We start from the raw sequence: 17,449 nt of genomic DNA on the forward strand, positions 1-17,449 counted from the left end.
CATGACGAGCCTGCCCATGCAGCACCTCGGGCGCCTGCTGGCGCTCGCGATGTTCCTCGCCGCCCTCGTGGGGGGCGGCCGCGACGCCAGGGCCGATACGGCGGCCGCGCAGGCGCTGTTCGACGCGGCCAGGCAGCTGATGGCCCAGGGCAAGTACGCCGACGCGTGCCCCAAGCTCGAGGAGAGCCAGCGGCTCGACCCGGGGATCGGCACGCAGTTCAACCTCGCGGCCTGCTACGAGCAGATCGGCCGGACGGCGAGCGCCTGGTCGACGTTCCTCGACGTGGCCGGCGCGGCGAAGGCCGCCGGCCAGGCGGAGCGCGAGAAGGTCGCGCGGCAGCGCGCCACGGCGCTGGAGCCGAGGCTCGTCCGGCTGACGATCACGGCGCCAGCCGACGCCCCGGCTGACCTCCAGGTGAAGCGCGACGGCGCCCCCGTGGGGCGCGCGCAGTGGGGCACGCCGGTGCCCCTGGATCCCGGAAAGCACACGATCGAGGCCTCCGTCGCCGGCCGAACGCCGTTCGTGAAGGCCGTCGAGCTCACCCGGGCGGGCGCCTCGGAGACGGTGGCCATCCCGCCGCTGCTGCCCGCGGGCGCGCCGGCGCGCGCCGCCACGCCGCCGGCCAGCGGCACCGCCGCGCCGCCGGTGAGCGCCGCCGCGCCGCCGGCCAGCGGCGCCATGTTCGCGCCGGTCGCCGGACGCGCGCCGGCCCGCCCGGCCGAGCCGCTGACCCGGCGCCGCAGCAAGGGGATGATGGTCACGGGCATCGTCCTGACGAGCATCGGCGCCGTCGCCCTCGTAGGCGGGGCCCTGGCGATCGCCTCGGCGTGCTCGGGCCCGGGCTGCGAGTCCGGGGAGGAGCTCGACCCGCTCGAGGAAGAGTTTGGCTACGCGGAGGAGGACAGCGAGATGGACGCCGGGTACGCGCTCGTCATCGGCGGCCTCGTCTTCGCCGGCGTCGGCATCCCGCTCGCCATCATCGGCGGCCGCAAGGTGCCGGTTCAGCCGGAGAGGAAGGCCGCCTCCGCGCCGGCGCCGCCGCCCGAGCTCGTCATCGGCCCGCGCTACGCCGGGCTCCGCTGGTCCATGTGAGCCGTCACTCCGGATCGACGCGGTACACGGTGCCGCTGCCGAAATCCGTGACGTAGACCTCGCCCACGCCGTCCTGCCCGAAGCTGGCGAGCTTGAACCCGAACGACCCGAGATCGTCCGTCCGGTCGACGGGCGCGGACGCCACCCCGCCCTCGTACGTCAGCGTCCAGATCCGGCCGCTGCAGTAATCGCCGAAGAAGTAGCTCCCCCGGAGCCACGGGATCCTGCTGCCCCGGTAGACGTAGCCGCCCGTGACCGAGCAATCCTCGATGACCCGCCCGGCGTGGGCGTACTCGGCGGCGGGGGGCGTGGTGATGCGGTCAGGATCGCAGTTTTCCGCGGGCACGAAGCAGTGCGCGCCCTCCATGAGGCGCCAGCCATAGTTCTTCCGGCCCTGCCCCGCCGGCTCGATGTTGATCTCCTCCCACAGTCGCTGTCCGACGTCTGCGATGTAGAGATCGCCCGTGCACACGTCGAAGCTGAAGCGGTACGGGTTCCGCAAGCCGTAGTCCCAGATCTCGGGCAGGACGCCCTCACCGGTCATGTTCCCTTCCGGGATGCGGTACGGGTGCGTCGAGACGTCGAAGCGAAGGATCTTCCCGAGCAGCGTCGCGAGTTCCTGGCCATTGCCGATGGGCGCGTGGCCGGGGCCGAAATCGTTGCTGTTCCCGCCGTCGCCGAGGCCGAGATAGAGAAAGCCGTCGACCGGGCTGAACTCCAGCGAGCCGCCGTTGTGGTTTCGCTCCGGCTGCGCCTGCTCGAGGACCGTGGCCACCGGCGCCGGATTGGCCACGTCCGGGCGGTCGCCCCGCGCGAACTCGACGATGCGCGTGTCGCCGCCCGTCGCCCTATCCGAGTAGTGAACGAAGAAGCGGCCATTGCTCTCGTATTCCGGGTGGAAGGCGAGCCCGAGGAGGCCGCGCTCGCCCGCGAAGAGGACGAGGTCCTGAAGTTCGAGGAACGTCGTCGGCACGGTCGCCCCCTCCTCGAGCACGAGGATCTGACCGGGCTGCGTCACGATGAAGAGCCGCGTGGGGTCGCCCGGCGCAGATTTCACGAGGAGCGGTGACCGGAGGCCGGTGACGACCGGGGTGAGCTTCAGCGAGCCCTCGTCCTCGGTCGGCGGCGAGCAGCTCGGTCGCGCGACAGGCGCGCCGCCGCCGCCGTCACCGCCGCTCCCGCCGGCGCCGCCCTCACCCGCGCCGCCCTGATCGGCTCCGCCCCCGCCGGCGCTCCCCCCGGCATCGCCGCTTCCGCCGGCGCTGCCTCCCTCGATGCCGCTCCCGCCCGGCCCGCCGGTCGAGGAGACCGAGGAGGCCCCGCCGCCGCCGCCGAGCGACAGCGGGGAGAGCGATTCGTCGCGCGAGCACGCGAAGAAGGCGAGCCCGGCCGCCACGGGAAGCGCGATGAGCAGGAGGGGCGACAGGGCAGAGCTCGATGGCCTCATCGCAGGAGAATATCGCAAATCTCCGTCCCTGGAGGCGAAGAACGGGTGTTCGTGACCGGCGCGGCGCGCAATCGAGCGGAATCGAACGCAATCGAGCGCCATCGAACGCAATCGAGCGGAATCGAGCGCGCGCGGGACAAGCATGCCGGACGGCGCCGCTCCGGGATCGCCCTAGCGCGCTGATCCCGCCGCCCGCGAGATGGCGAGATCGCGAAACGACCCCAGCGATCCACGCATCGATGGAGATGGCCGTATCGCCGCACATCGAGCGAGGCCGGCCACACGCGATCATGGCATCCGTTTTTCCGCGATGGAGCAACACCGCCTTCCGGCTCGCCATCGCCGCCGTCCTCCTCGGCGGCGCGGCGGCCGTGGCAGCGCCGATGATCTACGTGCGAACCGAGTGGAACACCGGGCAGAACCTGCCCGTGCAGCAGCCGGTGCAGTTCGACCACAGGCACCATGTGCAGGACGACGCCATCGATTGCCGGTTCTGCCATGACACGGTCGAGCGCGCCGGCCCGGCGGGCATGCCGTCGACGGCGCTCTGCATGGGGTGCCACAGCCAGATCTGGAATCAGAGCCCCAAGCTCGAGCTCGTCCGGAGCAGCTATTTCTCGGACACGCCCATCCCCTGGAACCGCGTCAACGACGTCCCCGACTTCGTCTACTTCAACCACGCGATCCACGTGAACAAGGGGGTCGGCTGCGTGACGTGCCACGGCCGCGTGGACCAGATGGCCGATGTCTACAAGGTGTCTCCGATGACGATGGGCTGGTGCCTCGACTGCCACAGGGCGCCGGAGCGGCACCTCCGCCCGCTCTCCGCGATCGCGGACATGGACTGGGACGCCGGCCCCGACGCGGCGCGGATCGGCCGGCAGATCGCGCAGGAGCTCGGCGTGCGGAGCCTCCTGCACTGCTCGACCTGCCACAGGTGAGCGCGCGAAGGAGCAGGCGGGGACGGGGACAAGAAGAAGACGACGGGCGTGCGGCGAGCCGCGGAGAGCAGTCGAGGCGGCGGCGTCGATCCACCGATGACCTGAAGAGGGATGATGGCTGATCAGAGACAGACCCCCTGGAGCGCGGCGCTCGACGGCAAGACGGGCAAGGCGTACTGGCGCGGCCTCGCGGAGCTCCTCGAGTCGCCGGAGCTCCGCGAGGCCGCCGCGCGGGAGCTCCCCGGAGGCGAGGGCGGCCCGGGCGCGGTGAGCCGGCGGGGCTGGCTCAAGCTCCTCGGCGCGAGCATGGCGCTCGCAGGCGTCTCCGGGTGCAACTCGAGGCCCGCGGACAAGATCGTCCCCTATGTGACGACGCCGCCGGAGGTGACGCCGGGCGTCCTCCGGTACTACGCCACAAGCCTGGAGCTCGACGGGTTCGCCACAGGCATCCTCGTCGAGAACCACGAGGGGCGGCCGACGAAGGTCGAGGGCAACCCGGAGCACCCGGCGAGCCTCGGCTCGACCGGCGTCTACGAGCAGGCGTCGGTGCTCGGCCTCTACGATCAGCACCGGGCGCGCGCGGCGCGGCGCGGCGCCGCCCCGGCGACGTGGCAGGCGTTCGTCGAGCAGCTCGGGGGCGAGCGGAGCGACCGCGGCGCCGGGCTGCGGTTCGTCCTCCGGCCGACCGGCTCCCCGCTCGTCCTCGACCTCATCGGGCGCATCCAGGCGCGCCATCCGGCCGCGCGGTTCACGTTCTACGCGCCCGCCCGGTCCTCGCACCCGGCGCGCGGGGCCGAGCTCGCCTTCGGCGCTCCGCTCCAGGCGCAGTACGACTTCCGGACGGCGGACGTCATCCTCGCGCTCGACGCCGACTTCCTCGCGTCGATGCCGTTCAGCGTGCCGTATGCGCGCCAGTTCTCGGAGCGCCGGCGCCTCGGCTCGCCGACGGGCACCATGAACCGTCTCTACGTCGTCGAGCCCGGGCTGAGCCCGACCGGGAGCATGGCCGATCACCGCCTGCGCAAGCGCCCGAGCGAGATGCCGGCGCTCGCCGCGGCGATCGCGGCGGAGCTGCTCCTCGCGCAGGGCGCGCGCCCGGGGGCCATCCCCTCTCAGACGCTCGGCGCGCTCGAGCCGCTGCGGGCGCACGTGCGCGAGGAGGAGAAGCCGTTCGTCCGGGCGCTCGCGCGCGACCTCGCCCGCGGCGCCGCGGCGAGCGTCGTCGTCGTGGGGGAGCGGCAGCCGCCCCAGGTCCACGCGCTCGCGCACGTCATGAACACGGCGCTCCGCAACGACCGCGCGGCGTGGGTCACCGGGGCGACCTTGATCTCGGCCGGCGCCGCGGAGCAGGAGCTCGCCGCGCTCGCCGACGAGATCCGGCGCGGCGTCGTCGATACGGTGGTGATCCTCGAGAACAACGTGGCCTATACGGCGCCCGCGGATCTCGAGCTCGCAGCGCTGCTCCGCGCCGTCCCGAACCGCGTCTATCTCGGGCTCTACGAGGACGAGACTGCGGCCGCCTGCGACTGGTTCGTGCCCGCCGCGCACGAGCTCGAGGCCTGGGGAGACGCCCGCGCCTACGACGGCACGATCTCGCTGGTCCAGCCGCTCATCGAGCCGCTCTTCAACGGCAGGACCGCCTCCGAGGTGCTCGCGGTGTTCGCCGGCGAGCCGCGCCGGGGCGCGCGCGAGCTCCTGCGCGACGCCTGGACGGCGCGGCGGGGCGGCGCCGATTTCGAGGCGTTCTGGGAGGAGGCGCTCCGGCGCGGGCTCGTCGAGGGCACCGCGGCGCCGCGCGAGAGCGCCGCGCTGCGGGTCGACGGGGTGATCGCGGCGCTCGGGCAGCTCGCGGCGGCGGTCCCGGCGCCGGCGGAGGCCATCGAGGTCGCCTTCTCGACCGACTCGAACGTCTATGACGGCCGGTTCGCCAACAACCCGTGGCTGCTCGAGCTGCCGGATCCCGTCACCAAGCTCACCTGGGACAACGCCGCGCTGCTCAGCCCGGAGACGGCCAGGGCGCTCGGCGTCGAGAGCGAGGATGTGGTCGATCTCGTCCTCGGAGGGCGAACGATCTCGATACCGGTCCTCGTCGCGCCGGGGCACGCCGACGGGACGGTGTCGCTCTCGCTCGGCTATGGGCGGAGCGGCGCCGAGTCGATCGCCGCCGGGGTGGGGACCGACGCGTACCGGCTCCGCACCGCGGACGCGCCGTTCTTCGCGGCGGGCGTCTCGGTGCGGAAGCGGCCGGATCAGAAGCACCGGCTCGCCCTGACGCAGACGCACTTTCGCCTGCAGGGGCGCCCGATCGCGCTCTCGGTCCCGCTCGCCGTCTACCGCGAGCACCCCGACTTCACGGAGGCGCTCAAGGGGCCGCAGCCGTCGCTCCTGCCCGAGGTGCCCGCCCCCGGGACGCCGCTCGGGCAATGGGCCATGACGATCGATCTCACGATCTGCACCGGCTGCAGCGCGTGCGTCGTCGCGTGCCAGGCCGAGAACAACGTCCTCGTGGTGGGCAAGGACGAGGTGCTGAACAGCCGCGAGATGCACTGGCTCCGCATCGACACCTATTACGCGGGCGACCCACGCGACCCGGGCGTCGTCCACCAGCCCATGCTGTGCCAGCACTGCGAGAAGGCGCCGTGTGAATACGTGTGCCCCGTCAACGCGACGACGCACAGCCCCGACGGCCTCAACGAGATGACCTACAACCGTTGCGTCGGGACGCGGTTCTGCTCGAACAACTGCCCCTACAAGGTCCGCCGCTTCAACTGGTTCGATTATACCGAGCTCCACGCGTACAACGGCGGGCTCGCGAAGCTCCAGCGCAACCCCGACGTCACCGTGCGGGAGCGCGGCGTCATGGAGAAGTGCACGTACTGCGTCCAGCGGATCCGCCGCGCCGAGATCGCCGCGCGCGTCGAGCAGCGCGGGATCCGCCCGGGGGAGGTCGTCACCGCCTGCCAGCAGGCCTGTCCCACGCGGGCGATCCAGTTCGGCTCGCTCGATCACGAGGGGACGCCGATGGTCGCGTGGCGGAGCGAGCCGCGGAGCTATGCGGTGCTGCACGACCAGGGCACCCGGCCGAGGAACATCTACCTCGCGCGCATCGACAACAGGAACCCGGAGCTCGACGAGCCGTGACGCAGCCTCTCCTCCTCGGGCGGCCCACCGACGAGACGCTCTCCGAAGAGCTCCTGTCGGTCGTCTGGAAGCCGCGCTCCAGGCTGTGGTGGGCGGCGTTCGCCCTCACCGGGGCCGGGACGGTCGTGCTCGCGATCTCCGTCATCTACACCATCACCACCGGGATCGGGGTCTGGGGCAACAACATCCCGGTCGGCTGGGCGTTCGGGATCATCAACTTCGTGTTCTGGGTCGGCATCGGCCACGCGGGGACGTTCATCTCGGCGATCTTGCTCCTCCTCGAGCAGCGCTGGCGCACGAGCATCAACCGGTTCGCCGAGGCGATGACGCTCTTCGCCGTCATCCAGGCGGGCCTCTATCCGCTCCTGCACCTCGGCCGGCCGTGGTTCGCCTACTGGCTCGTCCCCTACCCCTCCACGCTCCAGACCTGGCCCCAGTACAAGAGCGCATTGCCGTGGGACGCCGCGGCCATCTTCACGTACTTCACTGTCTCTCTCGTCTTCTGGTACGTCGGGCTCGTCCCCGACTTCGCGTCCCTCCGCGACAGGGCGCCCGGCCGGGGCCGCCGCGTCGTCTACGGCATCCTGTCGCTCGGCTGGCGCGGCTCCGCGCGCGCCTACCGCCACTACCGGCTCCTCTACGGGCTGCTCGCCGGGCTCGCGACGCCGCTCGTGGTCTCGGTGCACTCGATCGTGAGCACCGATTTCGCCATGGCGCTCGTCCCGGGCTGGCACGCGACCATCTTCCCCCCGTTCTTCGTCGCCGGGGCCATCTTCTCCGGCTTCGCGATGGTGCTGACGCTGCTCATCCCGGCGCGCCGCATCTTCCACCTCGGGAACGTGGTCACCCAGCGGCACATCGACAACCTGAGCAAGCTGACGCTCGTCACCGCGTTGATCGTCACCTACGCCTACATCATCGAGTTCTTCGCCGCCTGGTACAGCGGATCGGAGTACGAGATCCATCAGTTCTTCGTCGCGCGCCCCACGGGGCCGGGCGCCGCGGTGTTCTGGGCGCAGATGGTCTGCAACGTGGTCGTCCCCCAGCTGCTCTGGTCCTCGCGGGTCCGGAGCAACATGGTCCTGCTCTGGATCATCTCGATCCTCGTGAACGTCGGGATGTGGTCCGAGCGGTTCGTGATCATCGTCCTGTCGCTGCAGCGCGAGTTCATCCCGTCCGGGTGGCACGCCTACGGCCCGACGTGGGTCGATGTCTCGATGTTCGCCGGGACGATCAGCTTCTTCCTGCTGCTCTTCCTGATCTTCCTGCGCCTGTTCCCGTTCATCCCCGTGGCCGAGGTCAAGGAGCTGAACCGCGAGCTCGGCAAGGAGGAGCACTGAGATGAAGAGAGGACTGCTCGCCGAGTTCGAGACGCCCGAGGCGATGCTCCTGGCGATCGCGGAGCTCAGGAGCCGCGGCTACCGGCGGCTCGACGCGTTCACGCCGTACCCGATCCACGGCGTCGACGCCGCGCTCGGCCTCGGCCGCTCGCCGCTCACGTGGATCGTCCTGCCCTTCGCGATCGCGGGCGCCGCGGGCGGCTACCTCGTCCAGTGGCACAATAGCGCGTACGCCTACCCGCTCAACGTCGGCGGGCGGCCGGCGCACGCGGCCCCGGCCTTCGTGCCGATCACCTTCGAGATGATGGTGCTCGCGAGCGCCCTCGCCGGGTTCGTCGTGATGCTCTTCCTCGCGCGGCTGCCCGAGCTCTGGAGCCCGTTGTTCGACGTCCCCGGGTTCGAGCGCGCCACCATCGACAGGTTCTGGATCGGCATCGACGCCCGCGACCCGGCGCTCATCAGCCCCCTCGCCGAGCGCGATCTCACCGATCTCGGCGCGATCACCGTCGCCTGGGCCGGAGGGGCGCGCTCATGAAGCGCGGGCGGCTCCTCTCGCTCTCCTCGGTGACCGCGGCGCTCTGCCTCGCGTGCACCCCTGTGACCTCCGAAGGCCCCGAGCCCGGCGAGGGCGACACGCTGGATCTCGAGCGCATGATCCGACAGCATCGCTACGCCCCCTACCAGGCATCGGAGCTCTTCCACGACGGCGCGGTCATGCGCCGCCCGCCCGAGGGCACCGTGCCGAACGATCGCGTGACCGGCGATCCCGGGCTCACGCGGGGTGTCACGGGCGCCGCGGGCGGAGCGTACGTGGCGCGCGTCCCGGTCCCGGTGACGATCGAGCTGCTCCGGTACGGCCAGGGGCGTTACGAGATCTTCTGCGCCGCCTGCCACGGGATCGCCGGAGATGGCGAGTCGGAGGTCGCGCGCAACATGACGCAGCGCCGCCCGCCGTCGCTCGTCGACCCGCGCGTGCAGGCGTTCCCGCCGGGCCGCGTCTACCAGGTCATCGTCGAGGGCTACGGGCTCATGCGCTCTTACGAGGCGAACATCCCGCTCCGCGAGCGCTGGGCGATCGTGGCCTATGTGAAGGCGCTCGGGAGGAGCCGCGCCGCCGCGCTCGACGCGCTCCCTCCACCCCTCCGCGAGCGCGCCCGGAAGGAGCTCCCGTGACGTTTCGTATCCCGGTCTACCGGGGCGGCCGCGCGATCGTGACGCGGTCCGTCGGCCTCGCGCTCGTCGGCGCCGCGCTGCTCGTCGTCGGCGCGTTCGTGGACCGCGAGCGGCTCTTCTACGCGTACCTCGCGGCGTACACCTACGCCGTGACCACGGTGGTCGGCGCGCTCCTCTTTCTCATGATCTGCCACGCCATGAGCGCGACATGGCCGGTGGCCGTCCGGCGCCTCGCCGAGGCGATCGTCGGCGCGCTGCCTCTCCTCGCCGCGCTGTTCATCCCGCTCCTGTTCGGGCTGGACGCGCTGTACGGCGAGTGGCTCCACCCCGAGTCGATCGGCGACGAGCACGTCCGGGCGGTCGTGGTCCACAAGCAACCCTACCTGAACCTCCCCTTCTTCCTCATCAGGACGGGGATCTACTTCGCCGTGTGGCTCGCCTTCGGCGCCCTGCTCCTGCGCGGCTCGCTCCGGGGCGACGCGAGCCCGGCGCTCGCGGGCGGCGGGCGGCTCCGCACGATCAGCATCGCCGGCCTCCCGCTCGTCGCGCTCACGCTCTCGTTCGCCTCGTTCGACTGGCTCATGTCCCTCGCGCCGACGTGGGTCTCGACGATGTTCCCTGTCTACGTGTTCGCCGGCGGCTTCGTCGCGGCGATAGCGCTGCTCACGGTGCTCGCGTTCGCCGCCGAGCGCGCCGGGTTCCTGCCCGGGCTCCGCACGTCGCACTACTACGCCCTCGGCCGGCTGCTGCTCGCGTTCACCATCTTCTGGGCCTACGCCGCCTTCTTCCAGTTCATGCTGATCTGGATCGCGAACAAGCCCGAAGAGGTGGAGTTCTACCTGCTCCGCTCGCACGGCCCGTGGGGGACCGCGACCCTCGTCCTCGTGCTCGCGCGGTTCGTGATCCCGTTCGCGATCCTGCTCAATTACGGGATCAAGCGGCGGCCAGCCTGGCTGTCGGCCGTCGCCCTCTGGATCCTCGTCGCGCATTACCTCGACATGCACTGGCTCGTCGTGCCCGAGGCCCCCGGCGCGCGCGCGCCGCTCCACTGGCTCGATCTCGCGGCGCTCCTCGCCGTGGTCGGCCCGTGCGTCGCGTTCGTCGCGCTGCGCCTGCGCGGCAAGCCGCTCGCCCCCATCAACGACCCGGCCCTGCCGGCCGCCTTCCGTTACGAGAGCCTATGACGTCCCACTACCGCCGTCCCGACGTGCGCCAGGAAGAGGATCTCCTCCCCTGGCGGAGGATCCTCGCCGTCGCGTTCGCCGTCGTCGTGATCTTCTTCATCCTGGGCATCTGGTCGAGGATGATCCTGCGCGAGCGCGAGGCGGAGCTCCGCCCCGCGGGCAGGACGCTGGAGCGCGCCCGGGAGGGCTTCACGCCGCGCGGCGTGGTGGCCGGGGTGGATCAGCGGATCTTCCAGCGCCGGGCCGTCGGCGAGGAGGGGCTCGGCACGATGCTGAACCGCAGGAAGCTCGAGGAGCTCGGCCGCTTCGGCTGGGCCGATCAGGGCCGCGGGATCGTGCAGATCCCGATCGAGGACGCGATGAACCTCGTCGTTGAGGAGAGCCGCTGATGAGGATGCATCCCGTGTCCGCCGCCGCGCTCCTCTCGCTCGTGTTCACGCGCGCGCCGCTCGCCGCCGCCGCGGATCCGCCGTCGCTCCCGCCCGCCGCGCGCGAGGCCGACATCGAGGAGCGCCTCGGGGGCGCGGTCGACAAGGCGCTCCAGTTCACGGACATGGACGGGCGGCGCGCGCCGCTCGCCGAGCACTTCGACGGGCGGCGGCCGGTCCTCGTCGTCCTCGCCTATTACCGCTGCCCGACGCTCTGCGGCCTCGTGCTGCGCGGCCTCGTCGCCGGCATGGCGAAGCTCGATTACCGGCTCGGCGACCAGTACCGCGCCGTCACGGTGAGCTTCGATCCGCGGGATACCCAGGAGTCGGCGGTGCGGAAGCGCGGCGCCGCCCTGTCGGCGCTGGGCATGGCGGGCGCGCCGGAGCGGGAGACCTGGCCGTTCCTCACCGGCGAGCTGCCCGAGATCCGCGCGCTCGCCGGCGATCTCGGCTTCCGGTTCGCGTACGACCCGCGGACCGAGCAGTACGCGCACCCCGCGGCGGTCTTCGTGCTCACGCCGGACGGCCGCATCTCCCGCTATCTCTATGGCATCGAGTTCTCCGCCCTCGACCTCCGGCTCGCGCTCCTCGAGGCCAGCCGCGGGCAGGTCGGCACCTCCTTCGATCGCGTCCTCATGACGTGTTATCGCTACGACCCCGCGAGCCGCCGCTATGGCCCTTACGTGGCCGGCTTCCTGCGGATCGGCGCGGCCGCCATCCTGACCTGGGTCGCCACGATGCTCGCCTTTTTCGGGTGGCAAGGGTGGCGGCGCAGGCGGCGGGAGGGCGCGCGATGAACGAGCTCCTGCGCCAGCTGCTCTTCCTGCCCGAGCAGCGCTCCTCGCTGGCCCGCGAGATCGACGGGCTGCACTACTTCGTCATCCTCGTGACGATGGGCGGCGCCGCCCTGATCACGCTGATCGGCGGGTATTTCCTGATCCGTTATCGCCGGCGGGTCCAGGACACCTCGCGGCCGTACGCCGGGGTCCTCGCGCGGCCGGCGCTCCTCCTGGAGACGGCGGGGCTCTTCGGCCTCGGCTTCGTGTTCCTCACCTTCTGGAACATCGGCACGCGCCAGTTCGTCGACCTGCGCACGCCGCCGGACGACGCGCTCGACGTCTATGTCACGGCCAAGCAGTGGATGTGGAAGTTCAGCACGCCGGAGGGAGAGAGCATGATCTCGGTGCTCTACGTCCCTGCGCGCAGGCCGGTGAGGCTCGTCATGACGTCGCGCGACGTCATCCACAGCTTCTTCGTGCCCGCGTTCCGCATCAAGCAGGACGTCCTCCCGGGCCGGTATACAACGGCCTGGTTCGAGGCGAGCGCGCCCGGCGCGTACCCCATCCTCTGCACCGAGTACTGCGGCACGAGCCACTCGGAGATGCGCGGCCAGGTGATCGCGCTCGAGCCGGACGACTACGAGCGCTGGCTCGCGGGCGGCGCGGCGAGCACCCCGGCGTTCGCGCAGGCGGCCGCCGACGACGCCGAGCTCGCCGCGGCGGAGCCGGCGATGCCCGTCCGCGGCGAGCGCGCCGCCGCGCGGCACGGCTGCCTCCGCTGCCACACCCTCGACGGCACGCCGCACGTCGGCCCCACCTGGGCCGGGCTCTACCGCGCCGTCGTGCCGCTCGAGGACGGCGGCGAGCGCATCGCCGACGAGGCCTACATCACCGAGTCGATCATGGATCCGCTCGCCGTCATGCACCGCGGCTTCCCGCCGGTCATGCCGTCGTATCTGGGGCAGATCACGCCGCCCGACATCGCCGCGATGATCGAGCTCATCAAATCGATCCGCGACGTGCCCCGGGGTGCCGTGGTGCCGTGGGACGGCGGAGTCAGCGGGGGCGGCGCCCCCGCGCCGGGAGGGATGACGCGATGATGGCCCATGAGGTCGAGGGGACAGCGCCCGTTCACGGCTCGCACGAGCTCGATTACCTCCGCGCCGGCGTCGGCGTGCGGTCGTGGCTGCTCACGACCGATCACAAGCGCATCGGGCTCATGTTCTACGCGCTCGTGGTGCCGATGCTCATGCTCGGCGGCGCCTTCGCGCTCGTCCTCCGGACAGAGCTCCTGACCCCCGGGCCCACCGTGATCGACGCGTCGACCTACAACCGCATGTTCACGCTCCACGGCGTGGTCATGGTCTGGCTCTTCATGATCCCGTCGATCCCGAACATCTTCGGGAACTTCGTCCTCCCGCTCCAGATCGGCGCCAAGGACCTCGCCTTCCCGCGCCTCAACCTGGCGAGCCTCTACTTCTACGCGATCGGCGCCGTGGTCACGCTGGCGGCGGCGATCTTCGGGGGCGCGGACACCGGGTGGACGTTCTACCCGCCGTACAGCACGACCACGCCCACGGCCGTCATGCCGGTCGTGATCGGCATCTTCATCCTCGGCATCTCGTCGATCATGACGGCGGTGAACTTCATCGCCACGACGCACACGATGCGCGCCAGAGGGCTCGGCTGGGGCCGCCTGCCGCTCTTCACGTGGGCCATCTACAGCACGAGCATCATCATCCTGCTCGCGACGCCCGTCCTCGGCCTGACGATCCTGCTCGTCGGGCTGGACCACATCTATCATTTCGGCATCTTCGACCCGACGCTGGGCGGAGATCCCGTGCTGTTCCAGCACCTGTTCTGGTTCTACTCCCACCCGGCCGTCTACATCATGGTGCTCCCGGCGCTCGGGGTCATCAGCGACGTGGTCTGCACCTTCTCGCAGCGGCACCCGGCGTCCTACTGGGCGATCGCCATCTCGTCGCTCGGCATCGCCTTCATCGGGTTCACCGGCTGGGGGCACCACATGTTCGTGGCCGGGATGAGCGAGCTCGACGCCGGGATCTTCGGCGCGCTCTCGATGTTCGTCGCGATCTTCTCTGCCATCAAGGTCTTCACCTGGGTGGCCACGCTGCAGAAGGGGGCCATCCATTTCAACACCCCGATGCTCTATTTCTTCTGGTTTCTGTTCCTCTTCGTCTTCGGCGGCATGACCGGCGTCGCCGTCGCGACGCAGTCGCTCGACGTCCACTGGCACGACACCTACTTCGTCGTGGCCCATTTCCATTTCATCATGGTGGGCGGCACGATCACCGCGTTCCTCGCGGCCGCGCACTACTGGTTCCCCAAGATGTTCGGCCGCATGTACTCCGAGCCGATGGGGCTGCTCAGCTCATTCGGTATGTTTCTGGGGTTCATCCTGACGTTCCTCCCGCAGTTCTTGCTGGGCAACGCCGGGATGCCGCGCCGTTATTACAGCTACCCGGAGGAGTACCAGTGGCTGAACGTCATCTCGACCGGCGGCGCCTACCTGCTCGCGGGCGCGCTCGTGCTCTCGCTGGTGAACCTCCTCATCGCCATGCGCTGGGGGCCGCGCGCTGCGGCCAATCCATGGAGGTCCCGCAGCTACGAGTGGGAGACGCCGCCCATCCCACCGGCGCACAACTTCCCTGTGACCCCGATCATCGAGCGCGGCCCGTACGACTACCACCTGACCGACGAGGAGGCCCATGCCCGAATCTCAGCCGCCCGCTGAGCCGCTCGCCCCGGCGCGGCTCGCCATGCAGTTCGAGGATCTCGAGAAGCAGACCCACGCCGCGCACTTCGGGATGTGGATCTTCCTCGCCAGCGAGATCCTCCTCTTCGGCGGGCTCTTCGCCCTGTATGCCGCCTACCGCGCGGTCTTCGGCGCCGAGTTCACCGCCGGCGTCGCGCACAACAACGCCACCATCGGCACGGCGAACACGGCGATCCTCCTGACGAGCAGCCTCCTCGTCGCGCTGAGCGTCTATGCCGTGCGCCTCGATCAGCCGGTGAGGGCCGGCCGCCTCCTGCTCGGCGCCATCGCGCTCGGCCTCGCCTTCCTCGCGCTGAAGGGCGTCGAGTACACGCACCACTTCCACGAGGGCATCTTCCCCGGCGCCGCCTACCGCTTCGAGGCGCTCCCGCAGCCGGGCGCGAACGTGTTCTTCACGCTCTATTACCTGACGACCGGGCTCCACGCCATCCACGTCACGGCGGGGCTCGTGGTCCTCGGCTGGCTCGCGTGGGGGTGCTTCCGGCGCCGGTACGGCGCGGGCAACGAGACGCACGTCGAGCTCGGCGGGCTCTACTGGCACCTCGTCGACGTGATCTGGATCTTCCTCTGGCCGATGCTCTACCTGATGCACCGCTAACGGCATGTAGCGCTCATGATCGTCAAGCACCTCTCCTCGCGGACCTACGTGATCGTCTGGCTCGTCCTGATGGCGCTCACGCTGGCCTCGTACCTCCTCTCGCTCGCCCACCTCGGCCGGGCCGACGTCGTCGCGGCGCTGCTCATCGCCACGGCGAAGACGGTGCTCGTGCTCCTGTTCTTCATGCACCTCATCGAGCAGCGCTTCGCGAACGCCCTGCCCATGATCGTGTCGGCCCTCCTCCTCGGCCTGCTGCTCACGCTGATGATCGCCGACGTGGCGACGCGCGAGACGATCTCGCGCGGCCCGGTCCCGCCGGCTCCGCCGCCCGAGGCCATCGCCCCGCCCCGGTGATCCGGGGTCGCCCTGTCGGAGGACGCAGGACGCCGATCTCACCGCATCGGCCGCCGCTCAACTGGGCTGTCCACCGCCCCGGTTCGGTCCTACAAACACCTGCGCTCGGCGCTGCGTGACGGCACGGCGGAATGGCGCCTGCGCCAGGGGCATTGCACGTTCGGCAGGAGCGACCATGAAGAGGTGGATTGGACGGGCCGCTGTCTCGTGCTGTCTCGCCGCGGCGGCGTGCACCGCCGGCCCGGCGGACGCGCCGTGGCTCGCGGAGGAGGACGGGTCTCCGGTGGTGGACTGGGCGGCGCGCGCTCCGGCGGCGTTCCGCGGCGCCCCCGGCAACGACGCCCCGGCCGCGCCGTGCGCCGCGCGGGTCCTCTTCGCCGAGGGCTTCGCCGACAACGCGGCCAGGTGGAGCCTCGCGCCGGGGTGGGAGCTTGGACCGGCGAGGGCGTCCAGCGGCCAGCGCGCAGGGTTCCCGGATCCGGCGACCGATCACACGACGTCCGGCGACAACGGGGTCGCCGGCGTGCTCCTCGGCGGCAGCCCGAGCGTCACCGCCTCGCACCCGCAGCGTTACCTGACGAGCCCCGCCGTCGATGCGGCCGTGAGCGGGCGAGTCACGCTGTCCTTCTGGCGCTGGCTGAACACGACCTACCGCAACAAGGCCCGTGTCGAGGTCTTCGACGGCGCGCGCTGGAGGATCGTCTACGAATCTCCCCACGAGGACGTCACCGACCCCGCATGGTCGAACGTCATGTACGATCTCACGCCGTACAAGAACCGGAGTCTCCGGGTGCGGTTCGGCTACAGCGCCGTCCTCGCCTTCGGCGGCGCGCCGATGTCCGGCTGGAACCTCGACGACGTGCAGATCAGCGCGTGCCGGTAGGTGAAGCCGGGGTTGGACCCGGGGAGGCGGGGAGGGGGGGGCGCGGCAAAAAAATCAATGCCACCAATATCTTACCGCTCCCATGGAATCCCTCTCCAGGCGCGCTCGAACACCGCCTGCCGCTCGGCCTGGCCCCTCGCTTGCTTGGTCGAGCCGCAGAGCGCGCAAGGACGAGATCTTGCGCCATGTTGTGCCGCAGAAAGGACTTAGCGAATCATGGCCATTCAGAAAAAGCGCAAGGTGCTCCGGGCTCCCTTCATCGTGACCGTCGCCGCGGCGGCCTCGCTCGCGGGCGCCGTGGCCCTGCCGGGGTGCGACCCCACCGTGCAGGGCGGCGGCTGTCCCGAGGTGATTCCGGAAACGGGATCGAGCTGCGACGCGGACGACCTGTCCTGCGACTACATCGACTCCTGCGACAACCCCATCGAGTACGGGTGCGTGGACGGGGCGTGGCAGGTGGAGGCCGAGATGTCCTGCAACCCGCCGCCGCCGCCGGAGTGCCCGGACGAGCTGCCGGCGATCGGCAGCGCGTGCTGGCAGCTCGGGGCGAGCTGCGCCTATGCCAGCCCTCCCGATTGCCCGGAGCCGACCATCGTGACCTGCGGCGAGGACGGCGCGTGGTCCGTGACGGTCGCGGTCTCCTGCAACCCGCCGCCGCCACCGGTGTGCCCCGAGGAGAAGCCGGCCAACGGGGATCCCTGCGACGGCGGGAGCGGGACCTGCGGCTACGAGATGATGACCGGCTGCGGTCCGATGCCGATCGACGCGGCGTGCGTCCTGAAAGACGACACCTGGCGCTGGCAGGTGCACGAGATCTTCTGCAACCCGCCGCCGCCGGACCTGTGCCTCACGGCCGGCACCGCGAACGAATGCGCGGGCCTGGGACCGGCATGTCAGTGGCTCGTGCCAGGCTGCGCAGAGGGCTCAGGGACCCCGGCGCTGTCCGCGGAGGGCTGCTTCCCGAGCCTGCCGTGCGAGGCCGACGCGTCGTGTCCGGCCGGAACGCTCTGCCAGGAGGTCGTCGTCAACCCCTGCGTCGCCTCGTCTCCCGGCGGGGTGACCTGTGCCGCGTGCGGGTCGACAAAGAACGTCTGCGCGCCGCCCTCCGCGGCGACCGCCCCGGGGGCGACCGCCCCGGGGGGGTGAGCTCCTCCGCTGCCGGCGCGCTCCCGCCTCCCGGCCGCCGCGGCGGCGTGAGCCGGTCTGCGGCCGCGCACCAGCCTCCGGCTGCGGCGGCGTGAGCCGCTCCCCGGCCGGCGCGCTCCGCCTCCTGTCTTGCCGCTCCCAGACC

16 protein-coding genes are annotated in these 17,449 nt (G+C 71.1%); 15 read left to right on the plus strand and 1 reads right to left on the minus strand.

Translation table 11 applies throughout. From position 1 onward, the window contains the following. The first annotated feature begins 1 nt into the window (after window position 1). Window positions 2-1,093 (plus strand): hypothetical protein, encoded by a 1,092-nt coding sequence (locus WMF36_RS24050; protein WP_437573073.1) that lies wholly within the window; start codon window positions 2-4, stop codon window positions 1,091-1,093. A 4-nt stretch (window positions 1,094-1,097) separates the two neighbouring features. Here the strand turns inward: WMF36_RS24050 and WMF36_RS24055 are convergent, their stop codons facing one another. After that, on the minus strand, window positions 1,098-2,540 hold the full coding sequence (locus WMF36_RS24055; RefSeq protein WP_437573074.1) for a PQQ-dependent sugar dehydrogenase: 1,443 nt from the start codon (window positions 2,538-2,540) through the stop codon (window positions 1,098-1,100). Between the two features lie 290 nt (window positions 2,541-2,830). Between WMF36_RS24055 and WMF36_RS24060 the strand changes: the two genes are divergently transcribed. The 14 genes from WMF36_RS24060 (at window position 2,831) to WMF36_RS24125 (ending at window position 17,304) form a co-directional block, all read left to right on the plus strand. Then, a complete protein-coding gene (locus tag WMF36_RS24060) occupies window positions 2,831-3,481 on the plus strand; it encodes a cytochrome c3 family protein (protein WP_437573075.1) in 651 nt (216 codons plus the stop codon). Between the two features lie 114 nt (window positions 3,482-3,595). After that, on the plus strand, window positions 3,596-6,622 hold the full coding sequence (locus WMF36_RS24065) for a TAT-variant-translocated molybdopterin oxidoreductase (RefSeq protein ID WP_437573076.1): 3,027 nt from the start codon (window positions 3,596-3,598) through the stop codon (window positions 6,620-6,622). Then, on the plus strand, window positions 6,619-7,962 hold the full coding sequence (gene nrfD, locus WMF36_RS24070; protein WP_437573077.1) for an NrfD/PsrC family molybdoenzyme membrane anchor subunit: 1,344 nt from the start codon (window positions 6,619-6,621) through the stop codon (window positions 7,960-7,962). The genes WMF36_RS24065 and nrfD overlap by 4 nt, the downstream gene beginning before the upstream one ends. 1 nt (window position 7,963) lies before the next feature. Beyond that, window positions 7,964-8,497 (plus strand): DUF3341 domain-containing protein, encoded by a 534-nt coding sequence (locus WMF36_RS24075; protein WP_437573078.1) that lies wholly within the window; start codon window positions 7,964-7,966, stop codon window positions 8,495-8,497. Beyond that, window positions 8,494-9,135, plus strand: a complete 642-nt coding sequence (locus tag WMF36_RS24080; RefSeq protein WP_437573079.1) for a c-type cytochrome — start codon at window positions 8,494-8,496, stop codon at window positions 9,133-9,135. The genes WMF36_RS24075 and WMF36_RS24080 overlap by 4 nt, the downstream gene beginning before the upstream one ends. After that, window positions 9,132-10,319 carry a hypothetical protein gene (locus tag WMF36_RS24085; RefSeq protein ID WP_437573080.1) on the plus strand — a complete coding sequence of 396 codons (1,188 nt, stop codon included), beginning with the start codon at window positions 9,132-9,134 and terminating at the stop codon, window positions 10,317-10,319. Before WMF36_RS24080 ends, WMF36_RS24085 begins: the two co-directional genes overlap by 4 nt. Further along, complete coding sequence (locus WMF36_RS24090; protein ID WP_437573081.1) at window positions 10,316-10,708, plus strand: hypothetical protein; 393 nt, start codon at window positions 10,316-10,318, stop codon at window positions 10,706-10,708. The genes WMF36_RS24085 and WMF36_RS24090 overlap by 4 nt, the downstream gene beginning before the upstream one ends. Then, on the plus strand, window positions 10,708-11,544 hold the full coding sequence (locus tag WMF36_RS24095; RefSeq protein ID WP_437573082.1) for an SCO family protein: 837 nt from the start codon (window positions 10,708-10,710) through the stop codon (window positions 11,542-11,544). Before WMF36_RS24090 ends, WMF36_RS24095 begins: the two co-directional genes overlap by 1 nt. Further along, window positions 11,541-12,626 carry a cytochrome c oxidase subunit II gene (coxB, locus tag WMF36_RS24100; RefSeq protein ID WP_437573083.1) on the plus strand — a complete coding sequence of 362 codons (1,086 nt, stop codon included), beginning with the start codon at window positions 11,541-11,543 and terminating at the stop codon, window positions 12,624-12,626. The genes WMF36_RS24095 and coxB overlap by 4 nt, the downstream gene beginning before the upstream one ends. Then, window positions 12,623-14,281 (plus strand): cytochrome c oxidase subunit I, encoded by a 1,659-nt coding sequence (locus tag WMF36_RS24105; protein ID WP_437573084.1) that lies wholly within the window; start codon window positions 12,623-12,625, stop codon window positions 14,279-14,281. The genes coxB and WMF36_RS24105 overlap by 4 nt, the downstream gene beginning before the upstream one ends. Further along, complete coding sequence (locus tag WMF36_RS24110; RefSeq protein WP_437573085.1) at window positions 14,256-14,921, plus strand: cytochrome c oxidase subunit 3 family protein; 666 nt, start codon at window positions 14,256-14,258, stop codon at window positions 14,919-14,921. Before WMF36_RS24105 ends, WMF36_RS24110 begins: the two co-directional genes overlap by 26 nt. Window positions 14,922-14,936: 15 nt before the next feature. Next, window positions 14,937-15,275: a cytochrome C oxidase subunit IV family protein gene (locus tag WMF36_RS24115; RefSeq protein WP_437573086.1), complete on the plus strand. Its 339-nt coding sequence runs from the start codon at window positions 14,937-14,939 to the stop codon at window positions 15,273-15,275. Between the two features lie 175 nt (window positions 15,276-15,450). Then, window positions 15,451-16,158: a hypothetical protein gene (locus tag WMF36_RS24120; protein ID WP_437573087.1), complete on the plus strand. Its 708-nt coding sequence runs from the start codon at window positions 15,451-15,453 to the stop codon at window positions 16,156-16,158. Between the two features lie 216 nt (window positions 16,159-16,374). Next, window positions 16,375-17,304, plus strand: coding sequence for a hypothetical protein (locus WMF36_RS24125; RefSeq protein WP_437573088.1), 930 nt, complete (start codon window positions 16,375-16,377; stop codon window positions 17,302-17,304). Window positions 17,305-17,449 lie beyond the last annotated feature (145 nt).

This window comes from Sorangium sp. So ce887, from assembly GCF_051521455.1.
GTDB lineage: Bacteria > Myxococcota_A > Polyangia > Polyangiales > Polyangiaceae > Sorangium.